This window comes from Piscinibacter gummiphilus, assembly GCF_032681285.1.
GTDB lineage: Bacteria > Pseudomonadota > Gammaproteobacteria > Burkholderiales > Burkholderiaceae_C > Rhizobacter > Rhizobacter gummiphilus_A.
This window is the reverse complement of record NZ_CP136336.1, coordinates 4,886,689-4,904,300: the sequence shown is the minus strand read 5'-3', so window position 1 is coordinate 4,904,300 and position 17,612 is coordinate 4,886,689. Positions and strand designations below refer to the sequence as shown.

Genomic DNA, 17,612 nt, shown 5'->3' with positions numbered 1-17,612 from the left:
GTGCGGCAAACGGCTTGCCCGCCGTTCTGCGTGGCGGGACCTAGCGGCCCGACACCAGCCGCAGGCCCAGCGCGATGAACACGGTGCCGGCCAGGCGGTCGAGCCACTGCCCGGCGCGCGGGGTGCGGTTCAGCCAGGCGCCCACGCTGCCCGAGAAGTAGCCGAGCAGGCTGAAGAGCAGCGCCGCCTGCAGCGTGAAGACGAGGCCCAGCAACGCGAGTTGCCCTTCCACCCGGCCTTGCGCCGGCACCACGAACTGCGGCAGGAACGACAGGAAGAAGAGCACCACCTTCGGGTTGATGGCATTGGCCAGGAGGCCCTTCAGGAAAAGCCGCGTCAGCGACGCCGGCTCTGCCGCCGCCGCGCCCACGCGGCCAATGCCGGCGCTGCGCAGCGCACCGATGCCCAGCCACACGAGGTAGCCCCCGCCGAGCCACTTGAGCAGCGTGAAGGCGGTGGGCGACGCGGCCACCAGGGCGCTCACCCCCACCACCGCGAGCAGGGTGTGGCTCAGGCAACCGATGGCGCAGCCGAGGCCGAAGGCGATGCCCGGGCGCCGCCCGCGCGACATGCCGATGCTCAGCACCATCAGGTTGTCGGGCCCCGGCGTCGCGGTGAGCAGCACCGCGGCGAGGAGGAACGCGAAGGTCTGGGCGGCGGTGAGCATCGCGCGATCGTAGCGGGGTGGCCTCGCGCCCGCGTACTCGCCGCAGCTCAGGCTCGCTTCGACGACGCCAGCGTCACCCCGGCCAGCACGAGCACCGTGCCGACCAGCAGCGTGAGCGTGAAGGGCTCGTTCAGCACCCACACGCCCATCGCGATGGTCGACACCGGGCCGACCATGCCGACCTGCGCGGCCAGAGCCGAGCCGATGCGCTCGATGGCCATCATCACCATCAGGATGGGCGCCACGGTGCAGGCCACCGCGTTGAGCGCCGACCACCACAGCACCGGCTCGGGCACCGCCAGCGCTGCGAGCGGCCGCACGGCCACGAAGTGCAGCAGGCACAAGACGCAGGCCACGCTCGACGCGAGCCCGGTGAGCCGCAGCGCGCCCACACGCTGCACGGTCTCGCCGCTCGCAATGAGGTAGATCGAATAGCTCACCGCGCTGGCAAACACCAGCGCCGCGCCGAGCGCGATGTGCCGGCCTTCGGCGTGCCACTCGCGGCCGAAGACGAGGGCCGTGCCGCCGTAGCTCACCGCTGCCGCCACCCACTGGCGCCGCGTGACCGGCCGCTTGACCCACAGCACCGAGAGCACCATCACGATGGTCGGGCCGAGGTACAGGATGAGCCGCTCCAGGCTCGCGCTGATGAACATCAGCCCATAGAAGTCGAGCATGCTCGACGCGTAGTAGCCCGAGAAGCCGAGCCCCAGCACTGCCAGCAGGTCGCGCCGCGTGAGCCCCGGCTGGCCGCGCCCGGCCCACAGTGCCATGGCGAGGAACATCGGCAGGGCGATCAGCATGCGCCACGCGACCACCGTCACCGCGTCGACGCCGTGCTGGTACATGAGCTTGGCGAGGATGGCCTTGCCCGAGAAACCGATGGAGCCGGCCAGCGCAAGCGCGATGCCCAGGCCGGAAGCAGGCAGCGCGGTGAAGGCAGGGAGGGCGGTTCGTGTGTTCATGGCCTGCCCACTGTCGGGCCGCCGGATCCTTCTGTAAATTCGTTCCTCAGGAAGGTTTCCATACGCCAAACCTATGATCAATTTCCGTCTCGTGCGACACCTGTGGCTCTTTCTTGCGGTGGCCGAAGAGCAGAACTTCGGGCGTGCCGCTCGGCGGCTGGGCATGTCGCAGCCACCGCTCACCGAGCAGATCCAGGTGCTGGAGCAGGCGTTGAAGGTGAAGCTCTTCGAGCGCTCGCGGCGCGGCGCGCAACTCACGCATGTGGGGCGGGCCATCCTGCCGGCGGTTCGCAAGTTCGCCGACCAGCTGGAGCACCTGGAAGTGGCGGTGCGCGAGGCGGTGAGCGGCCAGTCGGGCACGCTCACCATCGGCGCCATCTCGTCGGCGCTGCTCGAAGTGGTGCCGCCGCTGCTGGAGCGGCTGCGCGCCCAGCGCCCCGACCTCAGCATCTCGGTGCGCGAGATCGACAGCGCCGAAGCCCTGCCCGCGCTGCACGCCGGTGACATCGACCTCGCGTTCGCGCGCATCCAGCCCGACCCGCACGAGGCGATCGAGACGCTGCCGATGGCGCGCGACCGCCTCTCGGTGGCGCTGCCGAGCTCGCACCCGATGGCCCGGCGCCGCAGCATCAAGCTCGCGTCGCTGGTTGACGAGGTGTTCGTGATGTTCGAGCGGCGGCTGAGCCCGGTCTACTTCGACAGCATCGTCGCCGCCTGCCAGGCGCAGGGCTTCTCGCCGCGCATCCTGCGCGAGGTGCGCAGCGTGACCACGCAGGTCGCCTTCGTGGGCTGCAACCAGGGCATTGCGCTCGTGCCGTCCGACATGCGCGCGCTCGCGCCGGAAAACGTCACGCTGCGCCCGCTCGTGGAGCGCATCGACACCGTGGCCACCGTCGCCGCGTGGAACACCACCCGCATGACGCCGGCCCTTCAGGTGGCGGTCGACGTCATCCAGGCCGCACAGGTCACAGCCGCGAGAGCACCTGCCGCACCGCGTCGTAGCCGACCGGCTTCGTGAGGTGCGCGTCGAAGCCCGCGTCGAGCGAGCGGCGCTGGTCTTCGCGGGCGCCGCGGCCGGTGACGGCGATCAGCAGGGCCGGCGCGTGGCGCGGGTCGCGCCGCAGGGCGGCGGCGACCTCATAGCCGTTCATGCCCGGCATCTCGATGTCGCAGAACACCGCCTGCGGCATGAAATCTGAGGCCTCGTCGAGGCCGGTGCGGCCGTTGTAGGCGCGGTGCGTGTCGTGGCCGTGCGCTTCGAGCAGCATCGAGAGCGTCTCGGCCGCATCGCGGTTGTCGTCGATCACCAGCACGCGCAGGCGCTTCTCGGCATGCGCGCCGTCACCCGCGCCTTCGGTGCGGGCGTCGTCGGCTCCCACACGTTCGAGCGCCGGCATGGTCAGGGTGAAGCACGAGCCCCGGTCGGCGCCCGCGCTGTGCGCCTGCACCGAGCCACCGTGCAGCTCCATCAGCCGGCGCACCAGCGCGAGGCCGATGCCGAGCCCGCCCTGCGCGCGGTCGAGCGTGCGGTTGACCTGCGCGAACATGTCGAACACCTGGTGGAGCATGTCTTCCGGGATGCCCACGCCGTTGTCTTCGACGATCACCTTCACTTGCCCGTCGTCGTGCCGCATGCGCACGGCGATGTGGCCGCGGTCGGGCGTGTACTTGGCGGCGTTGTTCACGAGGTTGCTCACCACCTGCGCGAGCCGTGCCGGGTCGCCGTACACCCACACCGGCTGCTCGGTGAGCGTCACCACGAGCGTGTGCTTTGCCGCGTCGACCATCGGCTGGCTGCCTTCGAGTGCCACGCGGATCACGTTGCGCATGTCGGTGCGTTCCTTGTGCAGCACCACCTTGCCGGTGGAAATGCGCGAGATCTCGAGCAGCTCGTCGATGAGCTTGACCATCTGCACCATCTGCCGCTCCATGATCTCGTAGAGGCGGCGTGTCTGCGCGTCGGCGCCCGGCGTCTTCGAGAGGATCTGCAGCCCGGTGCGGATGGGCGCGAGCGGGTTGCGCAACTCGTGCGCCAGCGTGGCGAGGAACTCGTCCTTGCGCCGGTCGGCCAGCATGAGCGCCTGCTCCGCACGTTTCTGCTGCTCGATCTGGTCGCGGATGCGGTACTGGTTGCGGCGGTCGCGCAGGGCCGACTGCACCGCGCTGATCATCGAGCGGGTGGACACCGGCCGGTCGAGCACGGTCACGTTGTCGAGCAACTCCAGCATGCGGTTGCCGGCCGGCGAACTGCCGGCGTTGCGGATCAGCACCACCACCGGCAGGTGCGACCACGCGGGCTGGCGGTCGAGCGCGCTCGACAAGGTGGGCATGTCCGGCCGCGACAGCGTGGCTTCGGTGAAGAGCAGGGCTCCCGCGCCGCGCTCCATCTCGGCAATGAGCGCCGGGATGCTGTCGCAGATGCAGCACGCGATGCCCTGGCCTTGCAGCAGGCCCTGGGTGACGTCGCCGTCGCGCCGTGTCACGGGCACGACCAGCACGCGCTCGTCGAGGCGGGTGTCGTCAGAGGGCATCGAGCCCGCGCGGCACCGGCTTGTCGCCAGACCCGGGTTGCAGTTCGGTGGGAACGCCGGTGAGCACGCCGCGCAGATGCATCAGCGGCTCGCTCAGGTGCACGCCGTCGCTGTCGAACCACATGCGCCGGATCGAGTCTTCATGGCGGCCGCTGCGCTTCTTGACCACCGAGATGGCCTTCCTCACGCTGCCGTCGTGCTCGTACATGCGCAGCACCACCACCGAGTCGGCCAGGTAGCTCGCATCGATGGGCGAGCGCATCGCGGGCCCGAGCATGCCGCTCTGTGCCGCCACGAGGAAGGTCACCACGCCATGGTTGTTGAGGTAGGCCAGCAGCTCGTGCAGCTGCGCGGTGAGGAACTTGTCTTCCGGCAGGGCGTTGAGGTAGCCGTTGAGGCTGTCGATGACGACCACGCGGGCCTGGTCGGACTCCACCGCGTGCCGGACCCGCTGGGCAAACTCTCCCGGCGAGATCTCGGCGGGGTCGATCTGACGCACTGCGATCTGGCCGGGCCCCGGCCCCTCGTTGACCGGCATGCCCAGCCCTCGGGCCCGGTCGAACAGGATGGCCTGGGCCTCCTCGAAGCTGAAGATGGCTGCGTGGTCGCCGCGCAGCGTGGCGGCATGCGCGTACTGCAGCGCGATGGTCGATTTGCCCGATCCCGGCGGGCCGACGAGCAGCGTGGTGGTGCCGCGGTCGATGCCCCCGCCCATCAGCGCGTCGAGGCTCGGCACGCCGCTGGGCACCTTCTCGCGGGTGAAGCTCGCGCCGTGCTCGGCGGCCGACAGGCGCGGGAAGACGGTGATCCCGCCCTTGCCGATGATGAAGTCGTGCACGCCGCTTCGGAAATCGCTGCCGCGAAACTTCACCACCCGCAGTTGCCGCAAAGTGCGACCGTAGGCCGGTGTCTGCGAGTCGAGCGAGATCACGCCGTGGGCGATGCTTTGCAGCTGCATGTCCGAGCCCTCGCCGGTGCGGTCGTCCAGCAGCAGCACGCTGCAGCTGTAGGCGCCCAGGAACTGCTTGATGCCCAGGATCTGCCGCCGGTAGCGCAGCGAACTCTGCGCCAGCAGCCGCAGCTCCGACAGCGAGTCGAGCACCACGCGGCGAGGCTTGAGTTCCTCGACCTTGGCCAGCGCGCGGCGGGTGGTGGCGCCCAGCTCCACCTCCGACGGGTGGTACATGGTCAGCTCGCCTTCGCCGTCGACCTGCATGTTGTCGGCCAGCAGCTCCAGGATCTCGATGCCGTCGAGCGACCAGCCGTGCGAGCGGGCGTTGTCGATCAGCTCGTGGCGGGTCTCCGACAGCGTGATGTAGAGACAGCGTTCGCCGTGACGCACGCCTTCCAGCAGGTATTGCAGGGCGAGCGTCGTCTTGCCTGCGCCGGGGTTGCCTTCGAGGAGGTAGATGCGGCCGTCGACCAGGCCGCCGTGGAGGACGAGGTCCAGGCCTTCGATGCCGGTGGCGGCCCGCGGGATGGGGGTCTCGGAGTGTTCTTGCATAGGTGCCCCGCCAATCAGGGCGACTCGGTTGCGCTTGGTCAGCTCGTCGAGCAAACGGCGTTCCCACTGCGGCGAGGGTTTTCACCCATCGCACCCGGACTCCGCACGCAGGCTCACAACACGCCGGCGCACCCCGCCACCCCGCACCGGCAGCTCAAGCGGCCGCGGTGGTGCGTCTCCCCATAGTTCACCGTCAGCTCGTCGCCGGGGGCGATGTTGCGCAGGGCATAGAACTCCACGCGGCCCTGGTTGACCTTGAGCGCGGTGTTGGGCCGGCACGAATGGTTGATGAAGCGCAGCGCATCGGTCGACTGCGAGGCATCGATCGCCCGGCGCGCCGACACCGCGATCATCATGATGCGCATCTGGCCGCGGCTGCGCGCCGCGGCTTCCTGCTGGCTCACCGGCTCGCCGCGCACCTCGCCGATCTTGCGCCGCGCCGGGATGGGCTCGGCGGCAAATACGCCCTGGCCGTCGATGACGCTCGGGCCCACCGTCAGCTTGAATTTCTGCGGGTCGGCCGGCACGCCGCGCGGGCGCTGCACGGACGGCGGGGCCGGTGGGGCCTCGGCGGCAGCGGGCGTGAGAACGGTGATGCGCGGCATGGGGTTGATTGTCGGGTGGGCTGGATAAGATGAATCTTTCTGGAGACCCACATGAAATCACGCGCCGCCGTGGCCTTTGCAGCAGGCCAGCCCTTGCAGATCGTCGAGATCGACGTCGCCCCGCCGAAAGCGGGCGAAGTGCTCGTCAGGATCACCCACACCGGCGTCTGCCACACCGATGCGTTCACGCTCTCGGGCGACGATCCCGAGGGCCTCTTCCCGGTGGTGCTGGGCCACGAAGGCGCGGGCATCGTGGTCGAGGTGGGCGAGGGCGTGACGAGCGTGGCGCCCGGCGACCATGTGATCCCGCTCTACACCGCGGAGTGCGGGCAGTGCCTCTTCTGCAAGAGCGGCAAGACCAACCTGTGCGTGGCGGTGCGGGCCACGCAGGGCAAGGGCGTGATGCCCGACGGCAGCTCGCGCCTCTCCTTCGAGGGCAAGCCGCTCTACCACTACATGGGCTGTTCGACGTTCAGCGAGTACACCGTGGTGGCCGAGGTGTCGCTCGCGAAGATCAACCCGAAGGCCAACCCCGAGCAGGTGTGTCTCCTGGGCTGCGGCGTGACCACCGGCCTCGGCGCGGTCAAGAACACCGCCAAGGTGCAGCCGGGAGACAGCGTGGCCGTTTTCGGCCTCGGCGGCATCGGCCTCGCGGTGGTGCAGGGCGCGAAGATGGCGAAGGCCGGCCGCATCATCGCGATCGACACCAACCCGTCGAAGTTCGACCTCGCCCGCACCTTCGGCGCCACCGACTGCGTGAACCCGAAAGACTTCGACAAACCCATCCAGCAGGTGATCGTCGAGATGACGGGCTGGGGTGTCGACCATTCCTTCGAATGCATCGGTAACGTCAACGTGATGCGTGCGGCGCTCGAATGCGCGCACCGCGGTTGGGGGCAGTCGGTCATCATCGGCGTGGCCGGCGCGGGGCAGGAGATCTCCACCCGGCCCTTCCAGCTCGTCACCGGCCGGCGCTGGCTGGGCACCGCCTTCGGCGGCGTGAAGGGCCGCAGCCAGCTGCCCGGCATGGTGGAAGACGCGATGGCCGGCACCATCGAGCTGGCGCCCTTCGTCACCCACACCATGCCGCTCACTGGCATCAACGAAGCCTTCGACCTGATGCACGAAGGCAAGTCGATCCGCTCGGTGGTTCATTTCTGATGGAGCGCGTCGAGCAGCACGCGAGCTTCGGCGGCCGGCAGGAGGTGTGGAAACACGCCTCGCCCGTGCTCGGCTGCGAGATGAAGTTCGCCGTCTACCTGCCGCCCGCGGCGCTGCGCGGCGAGCCGTGCGCGGTGCTCTACTGGCTCTCGGGCCTGACCTGCACCGAACAGAACTTCATCACCAAGGCCGGCGCGCAGGCGCATGCGGCGCAGCACGGGCTCATCGTCGTCGCCCCCGACACCAGCCCGCGCGGCGAGGCGGTGCCCGACGACCCGGCCTACGACCTGGGGCAGGGCGCGGGCTTCTACCTCAACGCCACGCAGGCACCGTGGGCCGCGCACTACCGCATGCAGGACTACGTGGCCGAGGAGCTGCCGGCGCTGGTGGAGCGGCACTTTCCGGCGTCGAGCGGGCGCGGCATCTTCGGCCACTCGATGGGCGGGCACGGCGCGCTCGTCACGGCGCTGCGCCACCCGGGGCGCTACCGGAGCGTGTCGGCCTTCTCACCCATCGTGGCGCCCACGCAGGTGCCGTGGGGGCAGAAGGCGCTCACGGCCTATCTCGGCGACGACCGCGACGCCTGGCGCACGTGGGATGCGGTGGAACTCGTGAAGACGGCGACCGAGCGGCTAGCGCTGCTCGTCGACCAGGGCGAGGCCGACGAATTCCTCGCCACCCAGCTGCGCCCCGAGTTGCTGCAGGCGGCCTGCGCGGCGGCCGGCCACCCGCTCACGCTGCGCCTGCAGCCGGGCCACGACCACAGCTACTACTTCATCGCGAGCTTCCTGGGCGAGCATTTCGCCCACCATGCCCGTCACCTGCTGGCGTGATCGGTGGGGAGCAGGCTGCGCAAGGCGATCGCCCCTGCCAAGGCCGCCGCCGCCGACAAGAGCCAGGCGAGCCAAGGGGTGGCCGACAGGTCCACCCCACCCGTCAGCACCACTGCGGTGTTGACTGCGGCGTGCAGCGCGATGCACGGGATGAGCGAACGCGAGCGTTCGTACAGCCAGCCGAGCAGGAGGCCGAGGAAGAAGGCCAGGAAGAACTGGTAGACGTTGAGGTGGGCCGCGCCGAAATAGAGTGCCGAATAGCCGATGGCCACACCGCGTGGGTAGAGCTCCAGAAACGCCCGCAGCAGGATGCCGCGAAACAGCATCTCCTCGAAGAGCGGTGCGAGCACGCAGGTCGCGATGACGGCGGGCAAGGTCAGCGCCGTCATGCCCGAGAACGCCTCTTGCTCCCAGGACGAGACGGGCAGCATGAACTCGAGCGCGTCGATGAGCGCCACGTCGAGCAGCACCACCAGCGGCAGGAGCAGCAGGATCGGCGGCACCAGCAGGAAGAAGGTCGCGGGCATCGAGGCCTTGCCCGGGTGCAGCAACTCGCGGTAGCCGATGCCGAGAAGCTGCGTCACCACCGCCACGATGACGCCGTTCGACAAGAGCATCGTCAGCGTGGCCACCTGCTCATGGCTCAGGCCGAGCGTGTGCCGCGCGTCGTAGAACGCGGCGCCGATCACGTACTGGAAAAGAAACCCCGCGAGCAGCAGCAGGGCGGCCTGCGCGGCCGAGGGAAAGGCTTTGATGTTCAGGCCTCGCCCTGGAAGAGCCCGACCACGAACGCGAGCACGAAGACCGCCGCGAGGAAGGCGACGAAGCTCAGCAGCGCATAGAGGATCGGTTTGCCCCAGCCCTTGCGCGGATACGTGGTGCCGAAGCGGCCCGCCACATGGGCGACCTGCAGCTTGGCGCTGAGCATGTACCACGCCACCAGCAGGCCGATGCCCGCGCCGCGGAAGGCGAGGTCCACGCTGCGCGATTCGGGCAGCACGATCCCCAGCACGAAGAGCACCGCGAAGAAGGCGATGCTCGCGATCAGCCATTGCTTCGACTGCGCCGCCTTCTCCGGCTCACCCAGGGCCTGCCAGTTCTTCATCTGCACCGCCGCGCCGAAGATGGGGCTGAAGAGCAGGCTCCATTTCGCGGCGGCGCTGGGGTTCCACAGCGCGGGTGAGGCTTCGGCTGGGCGCGGTGCGACGTCTTCGACATTGGCGGTGGGAGGTGCGTAGGGGTTCGAGCTCATGCTGGGTGTGGTGTGGCTGAAAAGGAACGGTCAGGTGCCGCTGCGTTGCTGAGACAAGAGCCTGAAGGCGAGCGCGCCGAGAACCAGGCCCATGACATACCGCTGCACGGCAAGCCAGAACCGATTCCTGGCGAACCAGCTTGCAATGCCAGCGGCAGAAAGAGTGACCGCAAGATTCACGGAAGATCCGATGACGATCTGCGTGCCGCCGAGGAGAAGGCTCTGCGCGAGCACGGAGCCGGCCTGGGGCGAGATGAACTGCGGCAAGACTGAGAGATAGAAGATGGCGACCTTCGGGTTGAGGATGCTGGTCAGGAGCCCCATGACGAACAGCTTTCGCGCAGGCTCCGGCGGGAGGTCTCGCGCCTCGAATGGCGAGCGTGCGCCGGGGCGTACAGCCTGCCAGGCCAGCCAGAGCAGGTACAAGGCGCCAGCAAACTTGAGCAACTCATAACCCAGGGGCACCGCCAGAAAGAGTGCCGTGAGGCCCACGGCCGCACACACCATGTGAACGGTAAACCCCACCACCACGCCAAGCCACGATGTGATGCCGGCGGCGCGCCCCTGGCATAGCGACCGAGAGACGAGATAGATCATGTTCGGCCCCGGTGTGAGTGCCATCAGAAGTGCCGCACCGGCAAACACGAGCAAGGTGGAAGTCGTCATCATGGGTTCGTCGGAGAAAGAACGATTCCGAGTAAATTGCAGCGAGCCGCGGTCATGTGTCGTCCTTGCTGACCTTCGATCGGTACGGAATCAGGCCTCAGTTCCGATTCTCTTCGCGAAGCTTTTCGACGAACCCTTGCACGGCCTTCTCAAGAAGGGCGCTGGCACCAGGCACCTCCTGGGCGACAGCGCCGGTGATGATCGCGACCCGCCCCTTGAGGTTCAGCAACTCCGTGTAGGCATGGCCGCCATCGGGTTGTCGAATAGACGCGCATATCCGGTCGGGCTCGTCGCAGGTGATCTGGCCCTTCGTGAACTCACTGGAAAACTGCCGCTTGACCGATTCGAATCTCTCGTCTTTCACAGGCAACGGTCCGTGCCGGGTGTCATCAAGGACGATGACCAGCTGGTTCGTCTCGGGCCGCTCGGCCGTTGCGTTCATCGGCGTGAATGCTCCGAGGAAGAGGCTCGAATTCACGGCAGGCCCGAGGCGCTTGTCGGTTGCGGGGTCCAGCAGCAAGGGCCGCCAACCGGGAGGGGCGCTCACGGAGAGAGAGCTTTTCGGCGTCCGGCCAATGCGCACGCCGGTTTCTCCCCGCGGCTCGCAGCGTGTGGTGCCATCGGCTGGCACACGAACCGAGATGGAGCGAATTCTGATCGGTTGCTTGGCCTGCGTCGCGGCCGGCGATGGGAACGGTCGATCGAAAAGCAACCAGTCGCCTTCGATCCGATAGGCCATCGTGGCCGGAGCCGCTTTGGGCTTGGAGGTGACCGGGTCCAGCGGCGTGACGCGAAGTTGCCCGGGGCCGATGACTTCGTAGCTTGAGAGATTCTCGGTTTGCCCGGGGTCTGCTTGGCAACGGGAGAGCGCCTGCGTGGCGGTGTACTGGATGACGCAATCACCATTCGTGTTCCGCAGCGTCTTGTCGGACATCGTGACCTCGACCTGCTGACTGCGCCAGCATCCCACCAGCAAAGGATCCGGGCTTGCAATGGCGGGGCCAAACGAGAACGCAAGAGCGAGGGCCAGAAGACGGGTGACGCTTGGGGTGCCTGGGTTGCGTTTCATGAGGCTCCTCCCGGTTGTTGACTTGGACAAGCGGCGTGGTCTGTCCGCAAGGATGCTACCTGCTGGACGACCGGGCGCTACCTCCTCAGGAGGGGGGCATCGGCTTGACCTCGATGTGGCCAAACGCCAGCGCCGCTACGGGCGTGCGGAAGTGCTTTGTCGGCGCAGCAGCACCGCGGTGGGAATGAAGGTGAGCCACGGCGTGACATAGAAGACCGTGAGATACCAGTACCTGCCGAGGAAGCCTGGGCCGTGGCCCAGATACCAGCCGCAGTAAAGCGCATCCAGCGCGGCGAACGGGGCGGTGTAGTAGACCGACAGCCAGAAGGCTCTCGGTTTTCGGGCGTCATCGTCCACCCCTCGCAGCACGGCGATTGCGGCCAGCGAGATGGCGACCGACAGCAAGACGCTGGCGACCGCCATCGTGACCGTGGCGTACTGCTGGTAGTAGGCCGGCAGGCCGATGAGCCAGAAAATGAACCACACGCCGATGGCTTGCAGCAGCAGGGTGAGGTGCTTGCGTGGCGTCACGTCTGCGGCTCAAGCGTCGGTCTGCAGACGCTGGCAATACCAGGCGTGGATGAGGCCGGCTTGATAGAACTGCACCGGCGCGTCGAAGCCTGCGGATGTAATGAGCGCCTCGACCGAGGCACCCGGCAGGATCGCGACGTCTCGCTTGTAGGCATCGCGCATCTGCTGCACGCGCTCGGGCGAGAGGTCGGCCGCCGCCATGGTGCGCAGCCACACTTCCAGCAGGCTGGCGTAGTGCGGGCCTTCCGTGTCGGCGCTCAGGTCGGACGAGGCCAGGATGCCGCCCGGTTTGAGGCGAGTGGCGATCACACGGAAGAAGTCTCTTCGTTCATCGCGGTCGAGCAGGAACTGCGACACCAGCAACGAGCTGGCGCAGTCGAACGGCCCGCCCGCGGGGAGGGAGTCGAGATAGCCGGTGTGAAAGGTGCAGCGGTCGAGGTAGCCGTGCTGCCCCGCACGTGCCCGGGCGGTATCGACCATGCCCGAAGAAGGCTCCACCGCCACGAAGGTCCAGGCCGGAAAGCGCTCGGCCAGGAAGTGGATCTCGGCGCCGGTGCCTGCGCCCACGCACAGCATGCGGGCGTCGCGCGGAAGGCGGCTGAAGACCGACGCCATCAGCAGGTGAATCCCGTCTCGGAACGGGGCGAGCTTCGCCCACTGCTGGTCGTAGGTGCCGGCCTGCTGGTCGAAGGTGGACTCGAGTTGGTCGCGGTTCATGTCACGTCTTCGCCTGCGGCGCCACGACCGGCGGGCCGTCGAATTGCTCGAGCGATGGATCGACGCAAGCCCAACTTGGCGCACTGCCGACCCAGATGTTGGTGGTCGGCTTGACGGCCGACGGTTCGTCGAGCGTGCCGACCCTCACCACCGTCAGCCCTGGCCGACCCGTCGAATCGGAGAACAGCTGCGTGCCGCAGTGAGCGCAGAAACGACGCGTCACCGTGTTGCCGCTGTCGGCGGTCTTGTCGTGCTTGGCGGGCGAGCCGGAAACCTGGATGGCGTCGCTCGGGAAGATGACGTTGACGGTGCCGTTGGAGGCGATGCGCTGGCAGTCGCGGCACCAGCAAACGCGGGACGGGCCAGCATCGGCTGCGATCTCGTAGCGAACCTGGCCACAGAGGCAGCCTCCGGTGAATGAAGTCATGCGAGCTCCTTGAAAGGTATGACTTGAGAAGTCAAGCGGCCGTGTGCGAGGCATTGATCGCTTCGCCTGCGGACCTGGCTCGCAGCAAGGGCCCAGGCACGTAGCCTTTGCGCTTCAATTCCTCGCCGAGAAGGAAGTTGGCGACGAAGCCCGTCAGCACCCAGATGGCGAGGAAGGCTGTAACGGCCAGCGCCTGCGTGCCCGAAGAGTAGGAGCCTGCGAGCGAACGGATCATCAGAGGCGCGCCCCACGTGACGCTCAGAGACAGCAGAAACGTCAGCATCATCCCGTTCAGCAGGAACCACAAGGGCCCGATGAGGAACGCGGCCCAGCTGAAGCCTTGCTTGACCGCCACGACCGCCGGTTTTCGGTCCGGGTGACGGAATATCTGGAATGCGCGCAGCTTCGCGTCTGCAACAGAAGATCCGTCGTCGCCTTGTTCGGGTGCACCGTGATTCGCATCAAGTTGATATGCGCCGGCATTGAACGCGTCCACCGTTGCCTTTGCTTCCCCTGCAAGCGCGGCGGGAACCAAGACTCTGACGCCTCCAGCAGCGTTGCTCATCCAGGGGTTGGCTTGAATGAAGTTCGCATCGGCGACTTCGGCTTTCAAGCCGGCCGCGATCAAGGTCTCCTTCAGCAGGTGCGCCTCGGTCGGTGTCGTGCAGCTGGCGACAGTCACGAAATCGCCTTCGTATGTGGCGGTGCGTTCTGACATCTATGCCTCCATCCCGGGTTTGTGTCAGACGAGTTTAGTGTGGCGCGCGCTAACCTTCGAAATGAGTGGAATGAATCGTCATGTATGCGTAGCGCATGGTCGCTTCGATCCACTCACAGGCCTTGGCGCACTTGCAGCGGATGATCTGACCCATTGCCACCGCCACCGGCTGGCCGTCCAACTGGGTCTCTCCCTAAGCGGGCCAACCCGGACTCAGCGTCGCCGAGCAGCCACGCCCACACGCAAAAAAGCCCGCCGCGTTTCCGCGGCGGGCTCAAAAGGCCTGAGGAGACCTTGTGTTCAAACGGTCATGCGCACATCACGCCATCAGAAGCTGTGGCGGATGCCGAGGGCGAGCTCGGTGATGTTGCGTTCGTCGGCGCTGGTGAGGCTCGCCGGCAGGGTCGTGGCCCAGCGGTTGGCGTAGCCGGCGGTGCCTTCGTTCTTGAAGCGCGTGAGCGAGGTGTAGAGCGCGGTGCGGCGCGAGAAGTCGAACTGGTAGCCGACGCCGAGCGCCTGCGTCTTGCCGGTGTTCACGTTCTCGGCCTTGTTCTCCACCCATTGGGCTTTCACCTGGTGCTGGCCGAAGCGGTAGTCGGCGCCGACCCAGTAGCCTTGGCCATCGGCATCGGTGGTGCTGCGGTCGTCGACCGACAGATAACCGCCGGTCACGCGCGCTGCGCCGAACGAGTAGGCCGCGGCGCCGGAGATCGTGCGCACGCTGAAGCCGCTGGCGTCGATCTTGTCGTCGACGAAGGAGAGCATCGCGTCGAGCGGGCCGCCGGTGTAGCGCACCCAGGCATCGGCCACGCGGGTGCCGGTGGTGCTGCCGGCGGCTTCACCGAGGCCCCACAGGGCGCCGACCTTCACGCCGCCGAAGGAGGCGCTCTCCGCCTTCACCGAGTTGTTGACGCGCGACGGGCCGCCGTTGGCGGTGGCCGAGTTGGCGCTGCCGCGCACCGGCTCGTAGCCACCGAAGCCGCCGATCACCGCGGTGCTCGGGCCGTACACGCCGTTGGCGAATTCGCTGAAGTCGCTGGTCAGCGGGTAGAGGCTGCCGTACTGGCGGCCGAGCGTGACCGAGCCGATGCTGCTGTCGCTCAGGCCCACGAAAGCCTGGCGGCCCCAGAAGGCGCCCTGGCCGTTGGTGCCGTCGTCGAGGTTGATGCCGTGCTCGAGCGTGAAGATGGCGCGCAGGCCGCCACCGAGGTCTTCGTTGCCGCGGAAGCCGAGGCGCGAGCCGGCGAGGCCGCCGCTCTGCACGCGGGTCAGGCGGTTGGCGCCGTCGGCGTATTGCACGAAGGCGTCGGCCACGCCGTAGATCGTGACGGTGCTGGAGGGTGCGGCGGTCGTCTGGGCCGATGCGGCGGCGCTGGCGGCCAGCGCGATGGTGGTGAGCGCGAGGTGTTGGACTTTGGATCGCATGCGAATACTTCTCCGATCAGTGAGGCAGACCCCCTCGCCAGGCGGGCGCGTGCAGACAGTCGATGCAGCCATGGGGCTTCGACTTTCAGCAGCGGCGGTCACCGACCGGCGACCGCGTCTTGGTGCCGCATCCTAGGGAGAGCCCTGGTGTCGACCAAGCTGCTGCAGCGCAACAGGCCATCTCGCTTTTCGCAAGAATCGCCAGGGTTGAGTTCTAGATCGTTGACCTCAACGCACGCAGTGCCGTGCGAGCGGCGGCGAGGTCCCACGCGGCAGTGCCCACGCTCTTGAAGACCGCCGGGCGGTGACGGTCGGGCGCTTCTTTCAGCAAGCTGCCGAGCGACTTCACCCGCGACCAGTCGACCCCGGCCCGCAGCAGGTCGCCGGCCTCGTGTCGCGCACCGAGTGGGTCGTCGGCATAGAGATCGCTGCCGTCCAGCGTGCGCTTGCCGATCTCGGCCATCTCGGGCTTGAAGGCCCCTACCCCGATGACGACGCGGCCGGCGCGGGCCGGCTCGTCGTACACCGGCTCGGTGCTGGTGGTGAGCGTGATCACCGCATCGACCTCGTCGGGCACCTCGGCCCTCACTGCATCGCGCCCGCGCACCTGCACATGCGCTTGCGGAAAGACCGTCTGCAAGGCGAGTTGGTGGTGACGCGACTGCGCACCTGCACCAATCAGCAGCACCTGCTGCGGCGCGCGGCCGAGCAGCGCGCGCAGCGCGAGCAGCGTCACCGCGGCGGTGCGGCGGCCGGTGACTTCGGGGCCGTCGAGCAGGCACAGCGGCTGGCCGGTGGCGGCGTCGCACGTCGTCACGATGCCGTGGATCGTGGGCAGCCCGTGCTGTGCATTGGCGCGTTGCACGTTCACGAGCTTGTGCACGGCGATGTCGGGGGCGGTGGCCGGCATGCTGAGCATCACGCCGCCTTGGCCGAACGGCACCACCATACGCGGCGGGCTGAGCAGGGTGCCTTCTTCGATCTCGATGGCGGCCTGCGCGACGGCGTCCATCAGTGCATGGAAGTCGAGCAGTTGCGCGGTGCGGGCCGCATCGCAGACGAGGGGCGTGGTCATGGTCGCCGCTTGCGCTCAGGCGCAGAGCCGGTGTCGCTCGCCGTCGCGCGTCACCCGTCCCGCGGCGATCAGCTCGTCGAGATGTTGCGTGATCGACCAGCGCTCGATGGCCTGGGCCGACGGCGAAGGGTTGAACCCCGCCGGATACAGGAAGCCGTGCGCCACGAGCTCGTCGAGGCTGAGCGGCCCCGCGCGCAGTCGCTCGATCAGGCCGGCTTCGCGCTCGTCGAGGCGCGCGGTGTAGGCCCGCAGCGCGTCGTCGAACGCGCCGCGCTCGGTGTAGACGCCCTTGTGGTGCGAGGTGATCCAGACCTTCGCATCCAGCTCGGGCAGGCGCGCGAGCGATTGGCGAAACAGGCCGAGGTTGGAGGTGGCGTCGCCGTAATAGGGCCCGAAGCTCGAGAGGTCCATGTCGCCGATGAAGGCGATGCCGTGCGGCTCGACGATGAGCGCGCAGTGGCCGGCGGTGTGCCCCGGCAGGTGCACCGCGCGCACGCGCACACCGCCGCCGAGGTCCCACTCGGCGCCGTCGGCGTAGGCCAGTGCGTCGGGCCGTGGCATGTAGGTGAATTCGTCATCGAGCTTCGCGCGAAACGCATCGAGTGCCGGGGCCGGGTAGCCGAAGTGGCGGCGCAGGCCCTCCCAGCTGCGGGCGGCGTCCACGTCGGCCTCGTGCACATGCACCGGGGCCCGCGGCAGCCGGTGCAGGCCGCACATGTGGTCTTCGTGGACGTGGCCGAGGATCACCATGTCGACCGCATCGTCGAACACCGCGGCGCCCAGGCGGTTGGCGACCTTGGGCGTGTCGAACGCGACGACGGTGTCGCCGCCGTGCACGATGACCTGGTTGCCATCAGGGTACTTGCCGGACTTCTCGCCGAAGTAGACGGTGACCGGGCCGAAGGTGGCGCTGGGGGTGTTGGGCTGCATGGGTGGATGCTAGGCGAGGTGGGGAGACCTTGCGTTCGCCTCTACAGTACGCCGACGCTCACCCCAGGGAGCCGAGATGCCCTCTGCCACGCCCGCCAAGACGTCCCCGAAGCTGCTCTCCGGCGGCAACCCGCAGATCGCCAAAGGCGATGGCGACGCGCCCGTGCAGGCCTACATCGACGCGATGCCCGACTGGAAGCGCGCCATCGGCAAGAAGCTCGACGCGCTGATCGAGCGCACCGTGCCCGGCGTGCGCAAGGCGGTGAAGTGGAACTCGCCGTTCTATGGCGTCGAGGGGCAGGGCTGGTTCGTCAGCTACCACTGCTTCAACCAGTATGTGAAGGTGACTTTCTTCCGCGGCACCTCGCTCGAGCCCATGCCGCCGGGCACCTCGAAGACGCCTGAAACGCGCTACCTCGACATCCGCGAAGACGGCATCCCCGACGAACAGCAGCTCGCCGCGTGGCTCAAGCAGGCGGCCGCGATCCCCGGTTGGAACGGCGGCTCGCCGAGCGCCGGTGGCAAGGCGATGTAGC

General features: G+C 68.0%; 20 protein-coding genes. 4 read left to right on the top strand and 16 right to left on the bottom strand.

Annotation, left to right across the window (positions count from 1 at the left end; translation table 11 throughout):
* Window positions 1-40: 40 nt before the first annotated feature.
* Window positions 41-667, bottom strand: coding sequence for a LysE family translocator (locus RXV79_RS23155; protein WP_316700448.1), 627 nt, complete (start codon window positions 665-667; stop codon window positions 41-43).
* A 47-nt stretch (window positions 668-714) separates the two neighbouring features.
* Window positions 715-1,632, bottom strand: a complete 918-nt coding sequence (locus RXV79_RS23150) for a DMT family transporter (protein WP_316700447.1) — start codon at window positions 1,630-1,632, stop codon at window positions 715-717.
* A gap of 73 nt (window positions 1,633-1,705) precedes the next feature.
* Between RXV79_RS23150 and RXV79_RS23145 the strand changes: the two genes are divergently transcribed.
* The gene (locus tag RXV79_RS23145) at window positions 1,706-2,650 is read left to right on the top strand and encodes a LysR substrate-binding domain-containing protein (RefSeq protein WP_316700446.1); all 945 of its coding nucleotides are present in this window, start codon (window positions 1,706-1,708) and stop codon (window positions 2,648-2,650) included.
* Here the strand turns inward: RXV79_RS23145 and RXV79_RS23140 are convergent.
* From RXV79_RS23140 to RXV79_RS23130, 3 genes are all read right to left on the bottom strand, one after another.
* Entirely contained in the window at window positions 2,598-4,163 is a 1,566-nt protein-coding gene (locus tag RXV79_RS23140) for a hybrid sensor histidine kinase/response regulator (protein WP_316700445.1), read from the bottom strand. The two genes, RXV79_RS23145 and RXV79_RS23140, sit on opposite strands and share 53 nt — an antisense overlap.
* The gene (locus RXV79_RS23135) at window positions 4,153-5,667 is read right to left on the bottom strand and encodes a DUF7125 family protein (protein WP_316700444.1); all 1,515 of its coding nucleotides are present in this window, start codon (window positions 5,665-5,667) and stop codon (window positions 4,153-4,155) included. The genes RXV79_RS23140 and RXV79_RS23135 overlap by 11 nt, the downstream gene beginning before the upstream one ends.
* Before the next feature lie 113 nt (window positions 5,668-5,780).
* Window positions 5,781-6,272, bottom strand: coding sequence for an SET domain-containing protein (locus tag RXV79_RS23130; RefSeq protein ID WP_316700443.1), 492 nt, complete (start codon window positions 6,270-6,272; stop codon window positions 5,781-5,783).
* Between the two features lie 51 nt (window positions 6,273-6,323).
* Between RXV79_RS23130 and RXV79_RS23125 the strand changes: the two genes are divergently transcribed.
* Both RXV79_RS23125 and fghA read left to right on the top strand, forming a co-directional pair.
* Window positions 6,324-7,433: an S-(hydroxymethyl)glutathione dehydrogenase/class III alcohol dehydrogenase gene (locus RXV79_RS23125; RefSeq protein WP_316700442.1), complete on the top strand. Its 1,110-nt coding sequence runs from the start codon at window positions 6,324-6,326 to the stop codon at window positions 7,431-7,433.
* Window positions 7,433-8,266, top strand: a complete 834-nt coding sequence (fghA, locus tag RXV79_RS23120; protein WP_316700441.1) for an S-formylglutathione hydrolase — start codon at window positions 7,433-7,435, stop codon at window positions 8,264-8,266. The genes RXV79_RS23125 and fghA overlap by 1 nt, the downstream gene beginning before the upstream one ends.
* On the opposite strand, the gene RXV79_RS23115 is transcribed toward fghA, so the two are convergent.
* The 11 genes from RXV79_RS23115 to RXV79_RS23065 form a co-directional block, all read right to left on the bottom strand.
* The gene (locus tag RXV79_RS23115) at window positions 8,251-8,955 is read right to left on the bottom strand and encodes a CPBP family intramembrane glutamic endopeptidase (protein ID WP_316700440.1); all 705 of its coding nucleotides are present in this window, start codon (window positions 8,953-8,955) and stop codon (window positions 8,251-8,253) included. The genes fghA and RXV79_RS23115 overlap by 16 nt on opposite strands.
* Before the next feature lie 68 nt (window positions 8,956-9,023).
* Complete coding sequence (locus RXV79_RS23110; protein WP_316700439.1) at window positions 9,024-9,518, bottom strand: hypothetical protein; 495 nt, start codon at window positions 9,516-9,518, stop codon at window positions 9,024-9,026.
* Between the two features lie 30 nt (window positions 9,519-9,548).
* A complete protein-coding gene (locus tag RXV79_RS23105; protein WP_316700438.1) occupies window positions 9,549-10,187 on the bottom strand; it encodes a LysE family translocator in 639 nt (212 codons plus the stop codon).
* A gap of 94 nt (window positions 10,188-10,281) precedes the next feature.
* Entirely contained in the window at window positions 10,282-11,253 is a 972-nt protein-coding gene (locus tag RXV79_RS23100) for a hypothetical protein (protein ID WP_316700437.1), read from the bottom strand.
* 135 nt (window positions 11,254-11,388) lie between these two features.
* Complete coding sequence (locus tag RXV79_RS23095) at window positions 11,389-11,784, bottom strand: hypothetical protein (protein WP_316700436.1); 396 nt, start codon at window positions 11,782-11,784, stop codon at window positions 11,389-11,391.
* Window positions 11,785-11,793: 9 nt separating this feature from the next.
* Entirely contained in the window at window positions 11,794-12,501 is a 708-nt protein-coding gene (locus tag RXV79_RS23090) for a class I SAM-dependent methyltransferase (RefSeq protein WP_316700435.1), read from the bottom strand.
* Window position 12,502: 1 nt separating this feature from the next.
* Window positions 12,503-12,928, bottom strand: coding sequence for a GFA family protein (locus RXV79_RS23085; protein WP_316700434.1), 426 nt, complete (start codon window positions 12,926-12,928; stop codon window positions 12,503-12,505).
* Between the two features lie 31 nt (window positions 12,929-12,959).
* Window positions 12,960-13,646, bottom strand: coding sequence for a DUF2628 domain-containing protein (locus RXV79_RS23080; protein ID WP_316700433.1), 687 nt, complete (start codon window positions 13,644-13,646; stop codon window positions 12,960-12,962).
* A 327-nt stretch (window positions 13,647-13,973) separates the two neighbouring features.
* A complete protein-coding gene (locus tag RXV79_RS23075; protein ID WP_316700432.1) occupies window positions 13,974-15,071 on the bottom strand; it encodes a porin in 1,098 nt (365 codons plus the stop codon).
* Between the two features lie 214 nt (window positions 15,072-15,285).
* Window positions 15,286-16,146 carry a delta(1)-pyrroline-2-carboxylate reductase family protein gene (locus tag RXV79_RS23070; protein ID WP_316700431.1) on the bottom strand — a complete coding sequence of 287 codons (861 nt, stop codon included), beginning with the start codon at window positions 16,144-16,146 and terminating at the stop codon, window positions 15,286-15,288.
* A gap of 15 nt (window positions 16,147-16,161) precedes the next feature.
* A complete protein-coding gene (locus RXV79_RS23065; protein ID WP_316700430.1) occupies window positions 16,162-17,076 on the bottom strand; it encodes an MBL fold metallo-hydrolase in 915 nt (304 codons plus the stop codon).
* A 76-nt stretch (window positions 17,077-17,152) separates the two neighbouring features.
* Between RXV79_RS23065 and RXV79_RS23060 the strand changes: the two genes are divergently transcribed.
* Entirely contained in the window at window positions 17,153-17,611 is a 459-nt protein-coding gene (locus RXV79_RS23060; RefSeq protein ID WP_316700429.1) for a DUF1801 domain-containing protein, read from the top strand.
* Window position 17,612: the final 1 nt, after the last annotated feature.

What these genes read in the sequence shown, in the direction of transcription:
- RXV79_RS23155 (WP_316700448.1), bottom strand. Translation starts at nt 667, where the DNA reads ATGCTCACCGCCGCCCAGACCTTCGCGTTCCTCCTCGCCGCGGTGCTG.
- RXV79_RS23150 (WP_316700447.1), bottom strand. Translation starts at nt 1,632, where the DNA reads ATGAACACACGAACCGCCCTCCCTGCCTTCACCGCGCTGCCTGCTTCC.
- RXV79_RS23145 (WP_316700446.1), top strand. Translation starts at nt 1,706, where the DNA reads ATGATCAATTTCCGTCTCGTGCGACACCTGTGGCTCTTTCTTGCGGTG.
- RXV79_RS23140 (WP_316700445.1), bottom strand. Translation starts at nt 4,163, where the DNA reads ATGCCCTCTGACGACACCCGCCTCGACGAGCGCGTGCTGGTCGTGCCC.
- RXV79_RS23135 (WP_316700444.1), bottom strand. Translation starts at nt 5,667, where the DNA reads ATGCAAGAACACTCCGAGACCCCCATCCCGCGGGCCGCCACCGGCATC.
- RXV79_RS23130 (WP_316700443.1), bottom strand. Translation starts at nt 6,272, where the DNA reads ATGCCGCGCATCACCGTTCTCACGCCCGCTGCCGCCGAGGCCCCACCG.
- RXV79_RS23125 (WP_316700442.1), top strand. Translation starts at nt 6,324, where the DNA reads ATGAAATCACGCGCCGCCGTGGCCTTTGCAGCAGGCCAGCCCTTGCAG.
- fghA (WP_316700441.1), top strand. Translation starts at nt 7,433, where the DNA reads ATGGAGCGCGTCGAGCAGCACGCGAGCTTCGGCGGCCGGCAGGAGGTG.
- RXV79_RS23110 (WP_316700439.1), bottom strand. Translation starts at nt 9,518, where the DNA reads ATGAGCTCGAACCCCTACGCACCTCCCACCGCCAATGTCGAAGACGTC.
- RXV79_RS23105 (WP_316700438.1), bottom strand. Translation starts at nt 10,187, where the DNA reads ATGATGACGACTTCCACCTTGCTCGTGTTTGCCGGTGCGGCACTTCTG.
- RXV79_RS23100 (WP_316700437.1), bottom strand. Translation starts at nt 11,253, where the DNA reads ATGAAACGCAACCCAGGCACCCCAAGCGTCACCCGTCTTCTGGCCCTC.
- RXV79_RS23090 (WP_316700435.1), bottom strand. Translation starts at nt 12,501, where the DNA reads ATGAACCGCGACCAACTCGAGTCCACCTTCGACCAGCAGGCCGGCACC.
- RXV79_RS23085 (WP_316700434.1), bottom strand. Translation starts at nt 12,928, where the DNA reads ATGACTTCATTCACCGGAGGCTGCCTCTGTGGCCAGGTTCGCTACGAG.
- RXV79_RS23080 (WP_316700433.1), bottom strand. Translation starts at nt 13,646, where the DNA reads ATGTCAGAACGCACCGCCACATACGAAGGCGATTTCGTGACTGTCGCC.
- RXV79_RS23075 (WP_316700432.1), bottom strand. Translation starts at nt 15,071, where the DNA reads ATGCGATCCAAAGTCCAACACCTCGCGCTCACCACCATCGCGCTGGCC.
- RXV79_RS23070 (WP_316700431.1), bottom strand. Translation starts at nt 16,146, where the DNA reads ATGACCACGCCCCTCGTCTGCGATGCGGCCCGCACCGCGCAACTGCTC.
- RXV79_RS23065 (WP_316700430.1), bottom strand. Translation starts at nt 17,076, where the DNA reads ATGCAGCCCAACACCCCCAGCGCCACCTTCGGCCCGGTCACCGTCTAC.
- RXV79_RS23060 (WP_316700429.1), top strand. Translation starts at nt 17,153, where the DNA reads ATGCCCTCTGCCACGCCCGCCAAGACGTCCCCGAAGCTGCTCTCCGGC.